Genomic DNA, 17,273 nt, shown 5'->3' on the forward strand with positions numbered 1-17,273 from the left:
GTCAGTCCTTTACCAGGGACTTCTCGTAAAAACGGCGGTACACATCGTAATCCCTGTCATCCGCCTGAACGAAAGACCAAGGTTGACGCAGGCTCAGGGCATCGGCACAGGCCCGCAACGCCTTGCGGCCTTCCGGGTCCTCGTCCATGCCGATGAAGGCCTCGCGGATCGCCGCCACCAGCTTGGGCGGCAACGAACGATGAGCCACGATGGGGATATCCGGATAAGGCGGCGAGGCCCACAGCACCCGATAGCGCAAACCCTCGCGAGCCGCATAGCTGTCCAGAATCTTCTGATTGACCGTGGCGGCCGCCGCCTTGCCGAACTGCAATTGCGCCATCGCCCCCTCCTGGTTGCCGGCGAACGCCACCCGCACGTCGATGCCCGACCGCTTCAGGTGGTCCATCGGCACCTGATAGGCGATCGGCGCATCCCGGGAAGGCGACGCCACCGTATGCCCCTGAAGCTGCTTGAGCGTGCGAATCGGGCTATCTTCCAGGACCACGATCAGCCCCCGGATCGGCTCGCCCGCAATGCGCAGGATGGCCCTGTAGCCCAGCTTGTCGCGCTCCGGGCTGAACATGTGGTTGCTGTAGGCCAGGTCGTGCTCGCCCCGCTCGGTCATGGCCGTGGTTTCCGGCGCCGTCTTGCCCAGCTTCAGCACCAGACGGCGTCCGATCTTGTGGCCGACATAGGTCAGAATCGGATTCCACGCCTCCGCGGTCAGGGCTACGCTGCGCTGGTTGACCACGCCGAAGCGCAACGGCTCGGCCTCTTCGGCCCGGGCGGCGGCCGACGCGACCGCCAAACACAACGCGAACAAACATGACATCGATTTTTTCATCACCCCTCCACCCGTTTCGTTATCGATTTATTGGCCGGGTCGGACGGCCCGGCAGGCAATGTTCAATTCATTCTAGATAGGCGTTCAGACATTTGGCCAGAATCGGCCGGCGGGGGACGGCTATAATCGGCCGGCTGATTCATTTTTGCCAATCGCAAACCCCGCGCAGACCATGCTCATCCACCCCCAGTTCGACCCCGTCGCCCTCCAGCTCGGCCCCGTCGCCATCCACTGGTATGGCCTGATGTACCTGCTGGCCTTCGGCCTGTTCATCCTGCTCGGTCGCTGGCAGATTCGGCGCCGGCCGGACCTGGCCTGGAGCGCCAAGGATCTGGACGATCTGCTGTTCTACGGCATCCTCGGCGTCGTCGTCGGCGGTCGCCTGGGCGAAGTGCTGTTCTACCAGCCCGGCTACTACCTGGAGCACCCCGGCGAGATCATTGCCGTATGGCGGGGCGGCATGAGCTTCCACGGCGGTTTTCTCGGCGTGCTCGTCGCCCTGGCCTGGTTCGGTCGCAAGACCGGCCGCGGCTTCTGGAACGTCGCCGACTTCGTCGCCCCCCTGGTGCCCCTGGGCCTGGCCGCCGGCCGCATCGGCAACTTCATCAACGGCGAGCTCTGGGGCCGGCCGGCCGACCCCGAGCTGCCCTGGGCCATGGTCTTCCCCCACGTCGACGACATCGCCCGCCACCCCTCCCAGCTCTACCAGGCCATGGGCGAAGGCCTGCTGCTGTTCGTCATCCTCTGGCTCTATGCCGCCAAGCCGAGCGCGGCCGGCGCCACCTCGGCCGTCTTCCTCATCGGCTACGGCGTGCTGCGCTTTGCCGCCGAATTCTTCCGCACCCCCGACCCCGGCATCTTCGGCGTGCTCTCGCTCGGCCTGTCCACCGCGCAGTGGCTGTGCGTGCCCATGGTTGCCGCCGGCATCGGCCTCTTGGCCTGGTCCCGCCGCCGCTAGCCGCCTATGCCGACCCCCGCTTTTTTGCTATATTCGCCGCTCGTTTCGGGGCGGTAGCTCAGCTGGGAGAGCGTCGCGTTCGCAATGCGAAGGTCGGGAGTTCGATCCTCCTCCGCTCCACCAATACCTAACGCCCAACCCTCATCGGTTGGGCGTTTTCATTTGCGGGTTCCGCGACACCATGCGGGGTTTGGCGGCGTTCCGCGTGTGCCACGCGGTAGTGGCAGGGTGGCCGGAAGTCGCCCGGTTCGACTCTCTTTCGCCCTCTTTTCTCTCGAAATCCGCGCCAACTTCTTTGCGGAAGCGCACGCAAATGGCCTTGTGGCCCAGTGACTTGCACGTGCGTCACTGCCATCGGTTGTCCATCGTGCTTGGATGAGCAAGGCATCAAGCCTGCACGGGGCTCAATGCTGCAGCACAGGGCATCGAGTACAGCCCCGGGCGCCCCTGCACGACCTGGACGAGGGCCCGGTATGCAACGAGTGGCCCTTCGGCTTCCGGCTTGCCCTTGTCGCGCGTCTTGACCTTGAACACGTCGATGGGCTTGGCGCTGTCGAGCCCGGCACGCCGCATGACCTGTTCGGCGGTGCGGGGCTCCCCCTTGAACGACCACAGGGCCTCGAACACTGCTGCCTGAGCCTCGGTCAGCCGGATCGGGCCGTGCGGCCAGTCGGGCAGCGTGACCCAGCGGAAATCCGCCGAGAAAGGCCCCTTCACTGGCGTCGTTGGATCGCTGGCCTGCGGGTCTGGCGGCTCACCCGGCAGGCCGATGAGCGCGATGCCGCCACCGTAGAGGGTGAAGCGATCTTCCAACGCCCACCACTGCACGCCCGGCCCGAAGGGCGCACCGCGCGTTTCGCGCGGTTTGGGTGTAATCACCCGAACGTCGCCACCGGTCACGCGCACCCGATCCAGCAGCGCTGGTTCTTGCCACAGCCTCACGATGTCGCGTGCGAGCAGCACCGGCGCGCGCCGGGATTCGCCCAGCCGCCACACGCCGTCACCAAGGTCGTCGATGCCGTCGCGGCTGTCGATCGCAAGGGCCAGGCGCAGCTTCTGGCGCAGCCAGTCCTCGTTCAACCGCAGCGCTGCGCCGTCCTGCGGCGAGACCGGCACCGGCCCGCAGTCCGGGCAGCGGCACAAGCGTCCGCCGCGCCCGTCGCCGAACACCGGCGCCCGATGCAGCGCACAATGCGGGCACAGCACGCAAGATTGATCAGTCACGGCCGCCTGGATCGCGCGGCCCAGGTGCGGCAGCAGCGCCACCTCGCGCGGCGACAGGGTGGCGCGCAGCACCGGCATGCCCGCGGCGAACAGCCGGCAGACGAACTGCCAGCCCTCGTGTGCCGACATCTCACGCGTCCTCGGGAGTCGTCGCCCTGACCGTGCCCGCGGCGAAGGGTGCCTCCTGTGCGCTCAAGGTCTGGCCGGGGCGCAGGATGCCGATGCGTACCAGGTAGCGCTCCAGCTGCGCTTGCAGCTTGGCATCGAACTGGTGCAGGTTGAGCCGCCCGCGGCTCGTGACCTCGATGGGCACCACGCGCGCCCGGGTGCGCCCTGGCTCGGGAGGGTAGTACAGGTTGATCTGAGCCGCCAGCACCGCCCAGCGGCCTTCCAGCGGGCCCGGCAGTTGATCGCGCAGCAGTTCATGCACCGAGCGGTGCTGACTGGCCTGCATGGCCGTGCACTCGATTTTCAGATCTCCCTCCGGACTCAGCAGCGTGAGCGACTTCAGCTGCACCAGCGAGAAGCCGTCCTCGAACACCTCCGGCACATCGAAGCCCGTGCGCAGCGCCGACAAGTCCAGCGCCGGGGCCTTGATACGCTCGGGCGTGGCCTTCACCCCGAGCACATGCTCGGCGAAGGCCTCCACCAGCATCTGCTGCACCTTGTGACCGCCGCGCGCCAGGGTGCGCACCACGCCCGTGGCTTCGGCGTACTCCAACACCATGTGGATGTTCGGGTTGCCCACGCGCTGCTTCAACACCACGCCCTCGAACTCCAGGCGCAGCTCGGCCAGGTCTTTGACGTGCACCGTCAGCAGGTGGATGCCGGGGCTCCTGGGCACGAGATAGGCCACACAGCCCTCGCCGCACTGGCGCTCGCGCTGGTAGTAGGCCGAGATCGCTCGACGCAGACCGGCCAGTGCGGCGTCCGTCGGGATCGCAGGGCGCCGCACTCCCAAGTCGTATTGCTGCGCCTGGGCGCTGTGGTGCGCCCAGAAATCGAGATCGCTGGCGCGTTCGAACAGCGCCCGGTGCCGCACGTACAGCCAGAACGAGCGATGCAGGTCGCTCTGGCACAACGCCAGGCCCGTCACCACGGCGGGATCGGACAGCGCCGCCTCGAACATCGCCTGGCCGCCCGCGGCATCACCCAGCGCGACGCTGGCCACCAGCTCGGCCGTCAGCCGGTCGCGCGCCGAGGTGTCGCCCCACGTCATGATGGCTTCAATCACGGCCCGGTTCGGCGGCTCGTGCGGCTGTGCATCGAGCGCTGGCGGCACCGCCAGCCCATGGCTGGCGAGAAACTGGTGCAGCGTCTCATCCGGCGGCAGCGCCTGCAGCACGTCGACATAGGTCTTCTTCATCGCGTCTCGGTCCTTTCCTTGAGGTGACGTCGGAGGTCTGCTGACCGAGGCTTCGGGCACGCGGGCCGGCGACGGCTGACTGAACTTGTGTCACGCCAAAGTAAAGCAGCGTGATACAGCGCGATTGTGTCCCGGCCTGATCCGCTTGTCAAACTGCATGGCACATCTAGCGGCGTTTGGTATCACAGGGCTATACTGTCGGATCGCATTCCAACACTTCCCGTGATTCGAGACGGGGCATCGCCATGGCTTCCGCGTTTGGATCTCGCCTGCGGCGATTCCGCGAGGCGAAGAAATTGACCCTGCAGCAGGTGGCCGACGCGGTCGGCTGCACCAAGGCTTACATCTGGGAACTGGAGATGAAGGAGGGCCAACGCCCCTCGGCCGAGCGCGTGCAGGCGCTGGCCAGGGTGTTGGGCGTCACGATGGAGGACATCATGGGTGAGCCCATGCCCCAGGTCCCCGAGGCCAGCCCCGAGGATGTGGCCTTCTTCCGGGCGTACGCCGGCATGACCGAAGCTGAGAAGGACCGGGTGCGCCAAGCGCTGAAGATCATCTTCCCGGACAAGGATCTGCCGGAAAGCAAAAGGTGAACACGCCCCCGGCCCTCAACGGCGCGATCGCCGCCAACAAAGTCCACCACTGGTTGCGGGCTTGGTATGGCGCGGACGTGCCCGAGGCCGTCGATCTCGACCTGGTGCGGCAGATGCTGCCGAGTACGCCCTTCGGGGCGGGCGTGCGCGAAATCCGTCCCCCGGTGCAGTTCGACGACGAGGCCTTCGAGGGCTTGCTGGCGCGGGACCCGAGTGATCCTGAGGTCTGGGGCATCGCCTACAACGGCACGGTCAGCCGCGAGCGCCAGCGCTTCACCATCGCGCACGAGCTCGGGCACTTCGTCCTGCACCGCGACCGGCAGCAGCGTTTCCACTGCGACAAGGACAGCGTCCACTCTGGCCACGAGACGATGCGCCTGATCGAGCGCGAGGCCGACGACTTCGCCAGCAACTTGCTGATGCCCGGCGATCGGCTGCGCGAGTGGATCTCGGACCAGCGCATCGATCTGCACGTCTTGAGCGCCATCGCCCAGCGCTTTGAGGTTTCGTTCGAGGCGCTGTGCATCCGCTTCATCAAGTTCACCTCGCAGCGCGCCATCCTGATCTACTGGGACAACGGCTACGTGAAGTACGAATGGCGCAGCAGCAGCGCGGTCAAGACGCGGGCGCGCATCCGACGCACCGGCGATCCGCAAGAGCCGTTACCCGGCACGCTCGCCGCCGACGCGAGCGTCGTGCAGGCCTGGGACGGCATCGAGATGTCTGCTGCGATCTGGTGTCCGGAGGAGGCACCCTACATGAAGCTGCGTGAGTTCAAGCACAGCTACGGCGCGAAGGATCGCGTCCTCACGCTGCTGCTGTTGGAAAGCGCTGAGCCACGCGCTTGGGATCGGGCGTGGCAGGATGACGATACTCCTGACGCCGTGAATTGGCGATAGTCCGCCGTGTAGCCATCGCTCTGGAGGGACCACCATGCTTTCATTTGCCACCGAATTTCCCGTCGCCTCAGAACGAACCACATCGGACTTCCTCCGGGCGATGATGACCTGGATATCTGGTTCTCCGCATACTGGCTTGTCTGCCGAAATGCTTCGGGAACTGCCACAGAAAGAGGAGGTGCATGTCGAGAACGGCAACGAGAAAGTTCAGTCACTCGTCGCAAGCTCTCCCGACGTCGATCTCGCAGGCATCCGCTACAGCAGGCACGACGATGATCTGGAGTGGCTGACGACGGTTGTGTTTTCGAGAACGTCGTCCGACGCGTGGGTGGGCATCCGCGTCGAATGCGAGTCTCAGCACGCCGCGGCTCGGCTGCCGTCGGCGAAGAAGCCTGTCGTGGTGAGGACCGTGCTGGAATCCCTTGGCGGAGCAGCAGATGGACCTCTGTCGATTAGCAATAAAGCGCACTTTCTCACCAACACCGACATCGAGCTTGCCGCCAAGCTGATTCGCGGCGATGCGGGCTGCAGACTGCCTATCGTCTACGTCAGTGCACGGTTTCAAGGCGGCTACATCCTCGACGTCGATCGTCTCGCTGCAGAACTGTCCGGCATGGCCCATGTCGTTGTCGAGCCCAACAGGTCGTTTTCCGTGCGCCTGCAACTCGAAGTCGATTCTGAGAACGTCTATGGCGGCACGATCGGCATTTACTGGCCAGAGGGTGGCGGGCGTCGAGTCTTCTTCCTGGGCGGCGATTATTCGACACCGGGTCATCTGGCGCGCGCCATCAAAGACGAAGTCCGGGCTGCGTTACTGAATCGACGTCCGATCGCCCGGTGCACTTGGGCCTACGTCCGCGAGACCGCGTCCCGACAGGCCATCCAGTCGCTCAAGGCCTCGGGTTCCAAGGAGATCGACGATTACGTCAAGACATTCGACCAAGAGATCGAGGCCAAGAACCAGCGCCTCGAAGATGCCGAAAGGGAGATCCAACGCCTACGCAACGAACTCCGGGTGCATGAGGCGCGTGCAGGGACCGCGAGTGGTGGCCTGCTCAGGCTTGGTCGGGAGCGAGATCTGTATCCGAACGAGGTCCTCAGCATACTCCTCGAGGTGATCGAAGACGCCGCCATGCGGGTCCCGCAGGACAGTCGCCGTCAGCATGTGCTGACGGCACTCCTCGAAACGAACAGACTTGACGACAACCCCCTCGAAGGTCGTCGAGAGAAACTGAAGAAACTGCTCCGGGGAATGAGCACCATCGACGCGAAAATGAGACGCGAGTTGGAGGACATGGGTTTCTCCATCTCGGAAGACGGAAAGCACTTCAAAGTCGTCTTCCAGGGCGACGACAGATACACCTATACGCTGCCCAAGAGTGGCAGCGATTGGCGTGGTGGACTGAATGCAGCCAGCGACATAGCCAGGCTGTTGTTCTGACGTCCACAATCGCAGTTGCATAGTCCCCATTCAATAGGTGTTGTCAGATTCGACGCACCAATCAGCGCAAGACCGCCCACCCCCGCCCAAACCCGTTACGCGAAGTGCCTTCGATTTCTAGCATGAGCGGCGTTTTCCATCGAAACGCCTGCCATGCTCGAACACGAACCCTTCTTCCCGTCCCGCGGGGCTGACCGGCCTCGGCACGCGCACCAAGAGATCGTCGACCTGCTGGCCTGCGCCGTTCTTCGGCTGCGCGCCCGCGGCGCAGTTCCTGCCCTGGGCACCAGAGACGAAGTTGACCTTGGCTTCGTCGGCCAGGAGCGCGTGAATGCGAACCCCGATGACCACCAAGGAGTTCGCTGATGACGACACACGCACGCCCTGCAGACCCGGCCACCGTCGCCGCCCGTATCGCCCAGCTACCCGATTTGTCCATGGAGGACCTCTGGGCGTTGTGGGACGAGTATTTCGATGAGCGCCCGAAGCATCACCACCGCACCTGGCTGGAAAGCCGGCTCGCCTACCGAATCCAGGAGCGCGCCTTCGGCGGATTGAAGCCCGCGACCCGCCGCAAGCTCGAGGAGATCGGTGAGACGGGCATCCTGCCGCGCCAACTGCGCCGCGACGCGAGTCGGCTGCTACCGGGCACCGTGCTCACGCGGTTCTTCGACGACGTCGAGCACCGGGTGCTGGTGCGCGGGCCCAATGACTTCGAGTATCAGGGGCAGCGGTTCAAGAGCCTGACGGCGATTGCCCGCCACATCACCGGCACGCCGTGGTCGGGACCCGCGTTCTTCGGCTTGAAGGCCAAGGATGGCCAGAAGGAGATGGCATGAGATCGCCACGGCCCGTGCCCACCTCGTCCATCCAGGCCCCACATCCAGTGATGCCGAAACGACGCTGCGCGGTCTACACGCGCAAGTCCACCGACGAGGGACTGGACCAGGAGTACAACAGCCTGGAGGCCCAACGCGACGCGGGGCTGGCCTTCATCGCCAGCCAACGCCACGAGGGCTGGATCGCCGTCGAAGACGGCTATGACGACGGCGGCTACTCCGGCGGCAACCTCGACCGCCCGGCGCTCGAGCGGCTGCTGGCCGACATCGAGGCCGGCAGGATCGACATCGTGGTCGTCTACAAGATCGACCGCCTCACACGCAGCCTGGCCGATTTCGCCAAGCTGGTGGAGGTGTTCGACCGCAACGGCGTCTCTTTCGTGGCGGTCACGCAGCAGTTCAACACCACCACCTCGATGGGGCGGCTCACGCTCAACATCCTGCTGTCCTTCGCCCAATTCGAGCGCGAGGTCACCGGCGAGCGCATCCGCGACAAGATCGCCGCCTCCAAGGCCAAGGGCATGTGGATGGGCGGCATGCCGCCGCTGGGCTATGACGTCGTCGATCGCAAGCTCGTCGTCAACGAGCGCGAGGCCGCTCTCGTGCGTGACATCTTCCGGCGCTACGCCGAGCATGGCTCGGCTGCACGGCTGGTGCGGGAGATGGCGGTCGAGGGGCACACCACCAAGGCCTGGGTGACCCAAGGCGGGCGCCAGCGCACGGGCCGACCCATCGACCAGCAATACATCTTCGCGCTGCTGCGCAACCGCATCTACCTGGGTGAGATCCGCAACCACGGCACGTGGTATCCCGGCCAACACGAAGCGATCGTGCCGCAAGACCTGTGGGACGCCGTGCACGCGTTCATCGCGCGCCGCAAGCAGGCGCCGCGTGAACACCGGGCCCAACACCCGGCGCTGCTCGCGGGGCTGCTGTTCGCGCCCGATGGCCAGCGCATGTTGCACACCTTCGTCAAGAAGAAGAACGGGCGCATGTATCGCTACTACGTGCCCTACCTGCACAAGCGCCGTAACGCCGGTGCGACGCTGTCGTCCGATGCGGTCGATGTCGGGCACCTGCCCGCGGCCGAGATCGAGAACGCGGTGCTGGCGCAGATCCACGCGGCGCTCTCGGCGCCGGAGGTGCTGATCGGCACCTGGCGTGCGTGTCAGCGACACCCGGCGGGAGCCGCGCTCGACGAAGCACAGGTGGTCGTCGCGATGCGCCGCATCGGGGCTGTGTGGGAGCAGTTGTTCCCGTCCGAACAGCAGCGTCTCACGAGGCTGCTGATCGAGCGCGTGCAGATGCACGAGCACGGCATCGACATCCTGTGGCGCGAGGACGGATGGATCGGGCTCGGCCCGGACATCGCGGCACATCCTCTCGTCGAGGAGGCTCGCGCCGAGCCCGAGGAGGCCTGTGCATGACCGCCCAGCGCAACACAGGCGCTGGCAACCCGCGCCTCCTCACCGTCCGCATCGAGGTCGGGGCCGATGCCCGCAGCTACGTGAGTGGTCAGCAACGCGTGACCCTGGTGCCGCTCAAGATCAAGCGCCGTCAGAACCGCAAGCTGCTGATCCCGCCCACCCCCGCAGAGGCCTCGCGCGCCTCGGGCGGGCTCGATGTTCCGATGATCAAGACCTTGGGCAAGGCCTTTTACTGGAAGCGTCTGCTTGACGAGGGGCGCTACCCCACGGCCACCGATCTTGCGAGGGCGTTGAAGCTGGAGCCCGGCTGGGTGGCAGAGGTGCTGCGTCTCACCATGCTGGCGCCCGACATCGTCGAGGCCATCCTCGAAGGCCGTCAGCCGCGGCCGTTGAACCTGCAGACCCTGCGGGGGCGGCACGAGCTGCTGCCGCGCGACTGGAACGAGCAGCGCCGCGCGCTGGGCTTTGTGGTGCAGACGCTCACGGATTGACGCGGTACGCCTTCCCTGCCACGGCGGGCCTCGTGCCCGCCGTTCTTTTTGATCGCCCGGTCGATTGGCGAACCCGAAGTTCCTCACCGGTTCGCCATTCGGTCCCTCCAAGGTTCGCCATCGCACGCCTGAAATGACGCCACCGATTCCTCAACCGCGTCATAGGAGGCTTGCATGCCGACAACGGCCTACCCCGTCGCCCGATCGCCCGTTCCGGCGATCGAGGCCCTCAATCCCGGCGATCGCCGGGTCCTCAACGAAAACGAGCTCGCGCAGCGCTGGGGCCTGAGCCCCAAGACCCTGCAGCGCTGGCGCAGCGAAGGGCGCGGCCCGCGCTACCTGAAGCTGTCCAAGCGCGTCAGCTACCCCCTGGAGTCGGTCATCGAGTTCGAGCGTGGCGCCCTGCACGACTCGACCTCCGAGCGCGCGGCGCGCTGAAGGGGGATGCGATGAGCGATTTGACCCTCTACCCCGCCGACATCGCCGCGATGTCCGTCGGCCAGCTGGCCGCGCTGCCGCCCGCCCAGAAGGCGCAGATCAGCCGCAACCTCGACGAAGCGCTCGCCTGGCTCAAGCAGGCCCGCGCGAAGTTCGATGCGGCGCTGGAGGCCGCCTACGGCGAGCAGGCCCGTGCTGCACGCCTCGAGGCCGGCAAGGACTTCGGCGTCGTGCATCTCACCGACGGCGCACTGCGCGTGACCGTCGATGTCCCGAAACGCGTGGCCTGGGACCAGGCGCAACTGGCCGCCATTGCCGGCCGCATCGCCGCCGCCGGCGAGCGCGTCGAGGACTACCTCGATGTCGAGTACTCGGTGTCCGAGTCCCGCTTCAACCACTGGCCCGCGGCGCTGCGCGCGCAGTTCGAGCCGGCGCGCACCGTCAAGCCCGGCAAGCCGACGTTTCGGCTGACCTTGACCTCGGAGGACTGAACCATGCCCACCGAACTGAAAGTGAAAGAGAAGGGCCGGAATTCGATTCCGCCCCGTGTCGCCGAGCGGCTGAAGGAGGTGGCGTGATGACGCCCCTTCATCCTCGTGACGTCCTTGATCTTGGCAAGCCAATGGCCGGGTTGTGCTCGGCGCGCTGTGGCATGGCATGGCGGGGCAAGCCGCGGCAAGGCCCAAGCGAACTGTGACTGGGCTCGGTTCGGACTGGCTTGGCGTGGCTAGGCAAGGCTGGGCCCGATGTGGCAAGGAACTTTCGATTTCTGGAGATTCGACGATGAAAACCCTTTTGAGAAACGAGGATGCGCTCGGCAACGGTGCCGAGTCGGCGGTCCTGACGGGGGCGCCGTACAGCGTCCGTGTCGTCATCGAAGGCGTGGCGGACTTGTTGTTCCACCGCTGGAACTGCGAGGCCGTCGACGCCAAGGCCAAGGCCACCAAGAACAGCGCCGCCAAAAAAACCGACGACATCGAGAGCTACGTCTATCGCGACAACCAGGGCCAGTTGTGCCTGCCCGGGGAGTATCTGCGACAGGCGCTGATCGGTGCGGCCAAGTTCAAGCAGGACCCCAGGAGTCCACGCAAATCGGCGCAGGACATCACCAAGGCCGGCGTGGTTTCGCTCACCCACCTGGCCAGCCTGGGGACCGACCGCTGGGATTACGAAGACCGCCGCCGCGTGGTGGTGCAACGCGCGGGCGTCAATCGGGTGCGGCCTGCCATGCGTGCGGGTTGGCGCGCCGAGTTCGATCTGATGGTGGTGCTGCCCGAATACCTCGACCGTGCCTGGATCAAGGACAGCCTGGACATGGCAGGCCGACTCATCGGCGTGGGTGACTTCCGTCCCACCTTCGGCCGCTTCACGGTCGTCTCGTTCGAATGAGGAGTCGGCCATGCCATTGCCTATCGTGACGGCCAACGAAAGACTCGTCGAAAAACGCTGCGCCAAGGTCGCCCTCGTCGGTGCGCCCGGGGTGGGCAAGACCTCCCAGATCCGCACGCTCGATGCCGAACGCACCTTACTGGTGGACACCGAGGCCGGCGATCTGTCCATCCTCGACTGGGGCGGTGACACCCTGCGCCCGCGCACCTGGCCGGAGTTCAAGGACCTGGTGGTGTTCCTGGCAGGACCCAGCCCGAGCGCCACACCCGAGCAGGCCTTCTCGCAGGCCCACTTTGATCACGTCTGCCAGAAGTACGGCGACCCGGCGCAGCTGGCCAAGTACGACACCTACTTCGTCGATTCCTTGACCGTGCTCTCGCGGATGTGCCTGGCCTGGTGCAAGACCCAGCCGGCCGCATTCTCCGAGAAGACCGGCAAGCCCGACACCCGGGGCGCTTATGGCTTGCTCGGCACCGAGATGATCGGCGCCCTCACGCACCTGCAGCACGTGAGGGACAAGCACGTCATCTACGTCTGCATCCTGGAAGAGAAGCTGGACGATTTCAACCGCCGCATCTACCAGCTGCAGCTCGAAGGCGCCAAGACCTCGGCCGAGCTGCCTGGTGTGCTCGATGAAGTCATCACGCTGGCCATCTTGAAGGCCGACGACGGCACGCCATACCGCGCGTTCGTCACCGGCGCGGACAACCCCTGGGGCTTCCCGAGCAAGGACCGCTCGGGACGGCTTGCCCCCATCGAAGAACCCCACCTCGGAAAGCTCATTGCCAAGTGCCTCGGCCGCACTGCCGCAGCACACGCCAGCGCTTTGTCGCATTCAACCGACCTCAACGCATTCAAGGAGTGATCCGCCATGACCGCTTGGAACGACTTCAACGACGCCGAACAACAGCAAAGCTTCGACCTCATCCCCAAGGGCACGCTCGCCCGCGTGCGCATGACGATCAAGCCCGGGGGCTACGACGACCCGGCGCAGGGCTGGACGGGCGGCTGGGCCACGCAGAGCTTTGAGACCGGCGCGGTGTATCTGGCCTGCGAGTTCGTGGTGCTGGAAGGCGAGTACGCCCGGCGCAAGCTTTGGAGCAACATCGGCCTGCATTCCCCGAAGGGCCCGGCCTGGGGCCAGATGGGCCGCAGCTTCGTGCGCGCGATCCTCAACAGCGCCCGCAACGTCCATCCCCAGGACAACGGCCCGCAGGCCGCCGCCGCGCGGCGCATCCAGGGCTTCCACGAGCTCGACGGCATCGAGTTCCTCGCCCGCATCGACGTCGAGAAGGACGGCCGCGGGGAACTGAAGAACGTCGTCAAGAGCGCCGTCGAGCCCGACCACCCGGACTACGCCCGGCTGATGGGCGTGCCGCCCAAGACCCCGGGCAGCGGCTCCTCCGGCGCGCCAGCGGCGGTGGTTCCGCCCCATGCGATGCCCGCGCCTGCCGCCCCGCAACGCACCGCCGTGCCGGGCAAGCCGGCCTGGGCGCAGTGAGAGGAGGGCCGGTGAAGTGCTGGGTCTGCAAACGACAGGCGCGCGGCTACGGCCACGCGGACCTTCGGCATCCGGTGGGCGACGCCCGGCGTTATCCGATGGACTGGGTGTTTTGCTCGCGGCGCTGCCAGCAGGCGTTTCACGCGCTCTACGGCCAGTGGCTGCGGGTGCGGGACGGACGTCCACCCCTCGGGGAGGTCGCGATGATCGATCCGTCTGATGTCGAACTGGCCGCGATGCGAAAGTGCCTCAAGGCCTTTGGTGAGGCGGCCAGCGAGATCGGCTTCGAGAAGCCACTCGGGGCGTATTCCGAGGCCGAGGCGCTGCAGGTCATCGACGCCATCGTCACCGGCTACACCGAGGCGATGGTCGCGCACCACGAGGCGAGCAAGTACCCACCGGTGCGGGGACTCAAAGACCCCGTGTCCGACCCCTTCGCGGACCTGGAAGACGACCTGCCGTGGGAGGAGCCGGAGTCGGCCTCAAAGGCGACTTCAAACGCGGCACAGAAGGAGGCGCGGCGATGATGGACTTCAACGCCTCCAGGAGCTTCTCGGGTCAGCTCACGGCGCGGATCGACGCGGCCATGCAGCAAGCTCGCGCAGCGCAGCCGCGCCGCACCTACCTCGGCGCCTCACGCCTGGGGGCCGCGTGCGAGCGCGCGTTGCAGTACGAGTTCGCGGATGCGCCGGTCGATCCGGGCCGCGAGACCGACGGCCGTCTGCTGCGCGTGTTCGAGCGCGGCCATGTGATCGAGGACTGCATGGCTACCTGGCTGCGCGCCGCAGGCTTCGACCTGCGCACGCGCGACGACGCGGGCGAGCCCTTCGGTTTCTCGGCGCTGGACGGCCGCTTGCAGGGGCATGTCGATGGCGTCCTCGTCGCCGGGCCGGATCTCGGCCCGGGCTTTGGCTATCCGGCGCTGTGGGAGAACAAGTGCTTGAGCGCGAAGTCCTGGCGCGAGCTCGAGAAGCACCGCCTGGCCGTGGCCAAGCCGATCTACGCCGCGCAGGTGGCCGTCTACCAGGCTTATCTGGGCCTGCACGAACACCCGGCGCTGTTCACCGCGGTGAACGCCGACACGATGGAGCTCTACGCCGAGCGGGTGCCCTTCGATGCAGGGCTTGCGCAGCGCATGTCCGACCGGGCGGTGAAGGTGATCACCGCGCTCGAGGCGGGCGAGTTGCTGCCGCGGGCGTTTGCCGATCCCACTCACGTCGAATGCCGGATGTGCCCTTGGCAGGACCGGTGTTGGAGGGCTGCGGCATGAACGAGACACCACTGCACCCGGTGCTCGGGGAGCGCCTGATCGACGCACGCGAGGCGGCGCTGACGCTGAATCTGCCGCTCTACTGGCTCACGCACGCGAAGGAGCGCCGGCGTCTGCGCCTGCCGCACTACCGGGTGGGCAAGCTGCTGCGTTTCAAGCTCTCCGAACTGATGGCGTGGATGGAGGAACGTCAAGCCCTGCTCACGGCCGACGCAGGGCACGAGGAGGAGTCGGATGCTGGACTTCAATGACACCGCACCCGCGCCCGAGATCCCGGCGTCCGAACGCCGCGAGGCCGTGCGCGCCGCGCTGCTCGCGAGGCTGGAGTCGGTGCTGTTCACCCTGTTTCCCGCTGGAAAGAAGCGGCGAGGCAAGTTCCTCATCGGCGACGTGCTGGGCAGCCCCGGCGACAGCCTGGAAGTCGTGCTCGACGGCGACAAGGCGGGACTGTGGACCGACCGCGCCACCGGCGATGGTGGCGATGTGTTCCACCTGATCGGCGGCCACTACGGCGTGGACGTGCACGGCGACTTCGCCCGCGTCCTCGACCTGGCCGAGGACCTCGTCGGCCGAGCGCCCACGGCACCGCCGCGCAAGGCGGCCAAGAAGGCCTCGATCGACGACCTCGGCCCGGCCACCGCCAAGTGGGACTACCTCGACGCACAAGGGCAGCTCATCGCCGTCGTCTACCGCTACGACCCGCCCGGGCGCAAGAAGGAGTTCCGGCCCTGGGACGCCAAACGGCGCAAGATGGCCCCGCCCGAGCCGCGGCCGCTGTACAACCAGCCGGGGATCCAGGACGCCGCCCAGGTCGTGCTGGTCGAGGGCGAGAAATGCGCCCAGGCCTTGATCGACGCCGGCGTGTGCGCCACCACCGCGATGCACGGGGCGAATGCGCCCGTGGACAAGACCGACTGGTCGCCGCTGAAGGGTAAGACCGTACTGATCTGGCCTGACCGCGACAAGCCGGGCTGGGAGTACGCCGTGCAGGCGGCCCAGGCGATTCTGTCGGCGGGCGCGAAGACCTGCCACATCCTGTACCCGCCCGAGGAAGCGGCGGACGGCTGGGACGCGGCGGACGCCGTGATGGAGGGCTTCGACGTCGCGGCCTTCCTCGCCCACGGTCCGCGTGTGCAGGTGCATGACATTGCGGACCCCGGCGAGCCGGTGATCGGCGCGGATGAATCGGTGTGGGGCACCGAAGATGCCCTGGCGCTGGCCTTCACCCGGCGCTACCACCGCGACTGGCGCTACGTGGCGGCCTGGGGCCGCTGGTTGGTGTGGGACGGTCGGCGCTGGCGCAACGAGGAGACGCTGGCGGCCACCGACTTGATCCGCGGTGTCTGCCGACACGCGGCCCTCCAGGCCGACAACCCCAAGCTGGCGGCCAAGCTGGCCACCTCCGGCACCGTCGGCGGCGTCGAACGCCTGGCTCGCGCAGACCGACGTCATGCCGCGACCACCGCCGAGTGGGACGCCGATCCCTGGCTGCTCAACACCCCAGGCGGTGTGGTCGACCTCCGAACGGGCCGCATGCGCGCGCACGACCGCGCCGACCGCATGACCAAGATCACGACCGCCACGCCCGGCGGCGACTGCCCGACCTGGCGGCAGTTCATCGCCGAAGTGACCGGCGGCGATGCGGCACTGCAAGCCTATCTGCAGCGCATGGCGGGCTATGCGCTCACCGGCTCCACCCAGGAGCACGCGCTGTTCTTCCTCTACGGCACCGGCGCCAACGGCAAATCGGTGTTCGTCAACACCCTGGCCACGATCCTGGGCGACTACGCCGCCAACGCGCCAATGGACACCTTCATGGAGACGCGTACCGACCGCCATCCGACCGACATGGCGGGGTTGCGCGGCGCGCGCTTCGTAGCGGCGATCGAAACCGAGCAAGGGCGGCGCTGGGCCGAGTCCAAGGTCAAGAGCCTCACGGGCGGCGACAAGATCTCGGCGCGGTTCATGCGGCAAGACTTCTTCGAGTTCTGGCCGCAGTTCAAGCTCTTCGTCGCCGGCAACCACAAGCCCGCCATCCGCAACATCGACGAGGCCATGAAGCGCCGGCTGCACCTGATCCCCTTCACGATCACCGTGCCGCCCGAGCGGCGGGACAAACACCTGCAGCACAAGTTGCTCGCCGAGCGCGACGGGATCCTGGCCTGGGCGCTGGAGGGCTGCCTGGCCTGGCAGCGCCTGGGCCGGCTCGATCCGCCGCCGCAGGTGGTGGCCGCCACCGAAGAGTACTTCGAAGCCGAGGACGCGCTGGGCCGCTGGCTCGACGAGCGCTGCGTGCGCGAGGCCAATGCCAAGTCGCTGACGGCCGAACTGTTCAGCGACTGGAAGCAGTGGGCGGAGGCCGCTGGCGAGTTCGTCGGCTCGCAGCGCCGCTTCTCCGACCTCTTGATCACCCGCGGCGTCGAGAAATGGCGCAACGCCGCCGGCATCCGGGGCTTTCGTGGCGTGGGCCTCAAGCACCCGACGCAGCCCGCCTACACCCCCTATGCCGACGACTGAACACCCATGACCCCCTGCCGGACTGACGCATCTGACGCTGTACATCGTAAGTCTCTACGCGCGTGCGCGTGCGCGC

At 66.7% G+C, this 17,273-nt stretch carries 20 protein-coding genes and 1 tRNA gene; 17 read left to right on the forward strand and 4 right to left on the reverse strand.

Annotated features, from left to right (window positions below; genetic code table 11):
• Position 1: 1 nt before the first annotated feature.
• On the reverse strand, positions 2-844 hold the full coding sequence (locus EL388_RS11845) for a phosphate/phosphite/phosphonate ABC transporter substrate-binding protein (protein WP_126463611.1): 843 nt from the start codon (positions 842-844) through the stop codon (positions 2-4).
• Positions 845-1,016: 172 nt separating this feature from the next.
• Between EL388_RS11845 and lgt the strand changes: the two genes are divergently transcribed.
• Positions 1,017-1,802 (forward strand): prolipoprotein diacylglyceryl transferase, encoded by a 786-nt coding sequence (lgt, locus tag EL388_RS11850; RefSeq protein WP_126464105.1) that lies wholly within the window; start codon positions 1,017-1,019, stop codon positions 1,800-1,802.
• 47 nt (positions 1,803-1,849) lie between these two features.
• Positions 1,850-1,925: transfer RNA gene (locus EL388_RS11855), tRNA-Ala, on the forward strand.
• A gap of 264 nt (positions 1,926-2,189) precedes the next feature.
• On the opposite strand, the gene EL388_RS11860 is transcribed toward EL388_RS11855, so the two are convergent.
• Positions 2,190-3,155, reverse strand: coding sequence for a hypothetical protein (locus EL388_RS11860; protein WP_019559508.1), 966 nt, complete (start codon positions 3,153-3,155; stop codon positions 2,190-2,192).
• 1 nt (position 3,156) lies between these two features.
• Positions 3,157-4,392: a hypothetical protein gene (locus EL388_RS11865; RefSeq protein ID WP_019559507.1), complete on the reverse strand. Its 1,236-nt coding sequence runs from the start codon at positions 4,390-4,392 to the stop codon at positions 3,157-3,159.
• 245 nt (positions 4,393-4,637) lie between these two features.
• Between EL388_RS11865 and EL388_RS11870 the strand changes: the two genes are divergently transcribed.
• From EL388_RS11870 to EL388_RS11880, 3 genes are read left to right on the forward strand one after another with little or no spacing between them, the layout of a single operon-like run.
• On the forward strand, positions 4,638-4,985 hold the full coding sequence (locus EL388_RS11870) for a helix-turn-helix domain-containing protein (protein WP_115044230.1): 348 nt from the start codon (positions 4,638-4,640) through the stop codon (positions 4,983-4,985).
• Positions 4,982-5,884 (forward strand): ImmA/IrrE family metallo-endopeptidase, encoded by a 903-nt coding sequence (locus EL388_RS11875; protein ID WP_126463612.1) that lies wholly within the window; start codon positions 4,982-4,984, stop codon positions 5,882-5,884. Before EL388_RS11870 ends, EL388_RS11875 begins: the two co-directional genes overlap by 4 nt.
• A 34-nt stretch (positions 5,885-5,918) precedes the next feature.
• Entirely contained in the window at positions 5,919-7,325 is a 1,407-nt protein-coding gene (locus EL388_RS11880) for a hypothetical protein (RefSeq protein WP_126463613.1), read from the forward strand.
• A 117-nt stretch (positions 7,326-7,442) separates the two neighbouring features.
• Here EL388_RS11880 and EL388_RS13980 read toward each other — a convergent pair whose 3' ends face one another.
• Entirely contained in the window at positions 7,443-7,679 is a 237-nt protein-coding gene (locus EL388_RS13980) for a hypothetical protein (RefSeq protein ID WP_165919214.1), read from the reverse strand.
• 11 nt (positions 7,680-7,690) lie between these two features.
• Here EL388_RS13980 and EL388_RS11890 point away from each other — a divergent pair, with 11 nt between their 5' ends.
• The 12 genes from EL388_RS11890 to EL388_RS11945 all read left to right on the forward strand — a co-directional run bounded on the left by EL388_RS11890 (position 7,691) and on the right by EL388_RS11945 (position 17,197).
• Entirely contained in the window at positions 7,691-8,164 is a 474-nt protein-coding gene (locus EL388_RS11890) for a DUF2924 domain-containing protein (RefSeq protein ID WP_126463615.1), read from the forward strand.
• 50 nt (positions 8,165-8,214) lie between these two features.
• Positions 8,215-9,591: a recombinase family protein gene (locus tag EL388_RS11895; protein WP_232019129.1), complete on the forward strand. Its 1,377-nt coding sequence runs from the start codon at positions 8,215-8,217 to the stop codon at positions 9,589-9,591.
• Positions 9,588-10,082 (forward strand): hypothetical protein, encoded by a 495-nt coding sequence (locus EL388_RS11900; protein WP_126463617.1) that lies wholly within the window; start codon positions 9,588-9,590, stop codon positions 10,080-10,082. The genes EL388_RS11895 and EL388_RS11900 overlap by 4 nt, the downstream gene beginning before the upstream one ends.
• A gap of 174 nt (positions 10,083-10,256) precedes the next feature.
• Entirely contained in the window at positions 10,257-10,520 is a 264-nt protein-coding gene (locus EL388_RS11905; RefSeq protein ID WP_126463618.1) for a helix-turn-helix transcriptional regulator, read from the forward strand.
• A gap of 11 nt (positions 10,521-10,531) precedes the next feature.
• A complete protein-coding gene (locus EL388_RS11910) occupies positions 10,532-11,011 on the forward strand; it encodes a hypothetical protein (RefSeq protein WP_126463619.1) in 480 nt (159 codons plus the stop codon).
• A gap of 292 nt (positions 11,012-11,303) precedes the next feature.
• The gene (locus EL388_RS11915; protein WP_083460479.1) at positions 11,304-11,909 is read left to right on the forward strand and encodes a hypothetical protein; all 606 of its coding nucleotides are present in this window, start codon (positions 11,304-11,306) and stop codon (positions 11,907-11,909) included.
• A gap of 10 nt (positions 11,910-11,919) precedes the next feature.
• Positions 11,920-12,774 (forward strand): ATP-binding protein, encoded by an 855-nt coding sequence (locus tag EL388_RS11920; protein ID WP_054284889.1) that lies wholly within the window; start codon positions 11,920-11,922, stop codon positions 12,772-12,774.
• A 6-nt stretch (positions 12,775-12,780) separates the two neighbouring features.
• A complete protein-coding gene (locus EL388_RS11925) occupies positions 12,781-13,410 on the forward strand; it encodes a hypothetical protein (protein ID WP_126463620.1) in 630 nt (209 codons plus the stop codon).
• A gap of 11 nt (positions 13,411-13,421) precedes the next feature.
• Positions 13,422-13,937 (forward strand): DUF6511 domain-containing protein, encoded by a 516-nt coding sequence (locus EL388_RS11930; protein ID WP_126463621.1) that lies wholly within the window; start codon positions 13,422-13,424, stop codon positions 13,935-13,937.
• Positions 13,934-14,680 carry a hypothetical protein gene (locus EL388_RS11935; RefSeq protein ID WP_126463622.1) on the forward strand — a complete coding sequence of 249 codons (747 nt, stop codon included), beginning with the start codon at positions 13,934-13,936 and terminating at the stop codon, positions 14,678-14,680. Before EL388_RS11930 ends, EL388_RS11935 begins: the two co-directional genes overlap by 4 nt.
• Positions 14,677-14,931, forward strand: a complete 255-nt coding sequence (locus EL388_RS11940; protein WP_126463623.1) for a helix-turn-helix domain-containing protein — start codon at positions 14,677-14,679, stop codon at positions 14,929-14,931. Before EL388_RS11935 ends, EL388_RS11940 begins: the two co-directional genes overlap by 4 nt.
• On the forward strand, positions 14,915-17,197 hold the full coding sequence (locus tag EL388_RS11945) for a phage/plasmid primase, P4 family (RefSeq protein WP_126463624.1): 2,283 nt from the start codon (positions 14,915-14,917) through the stop codon (positions 17,195-17,197). The genes EL388_RS11940 and EL388_RS11945 overlap by 17 nt, the downstream gene beginning before the upstream one ends.
• The last annotated feature ends 76 nt before the right edge of the window (positions 17,198-17,273 follow it).

Origin of the sequence: Sulfuritortus calidifontis (genome assembly GCF_003967275.1) — a bacterium.
In the GTDB taxonomy this organism is placed as follows: domain Bacteria; phylum Pseudomonadota; class Gammaproteobacteria; order Burkholderiales; family Thiobacillaceae; genus Sulfuritortus; species Sulfuritortus calidifontis.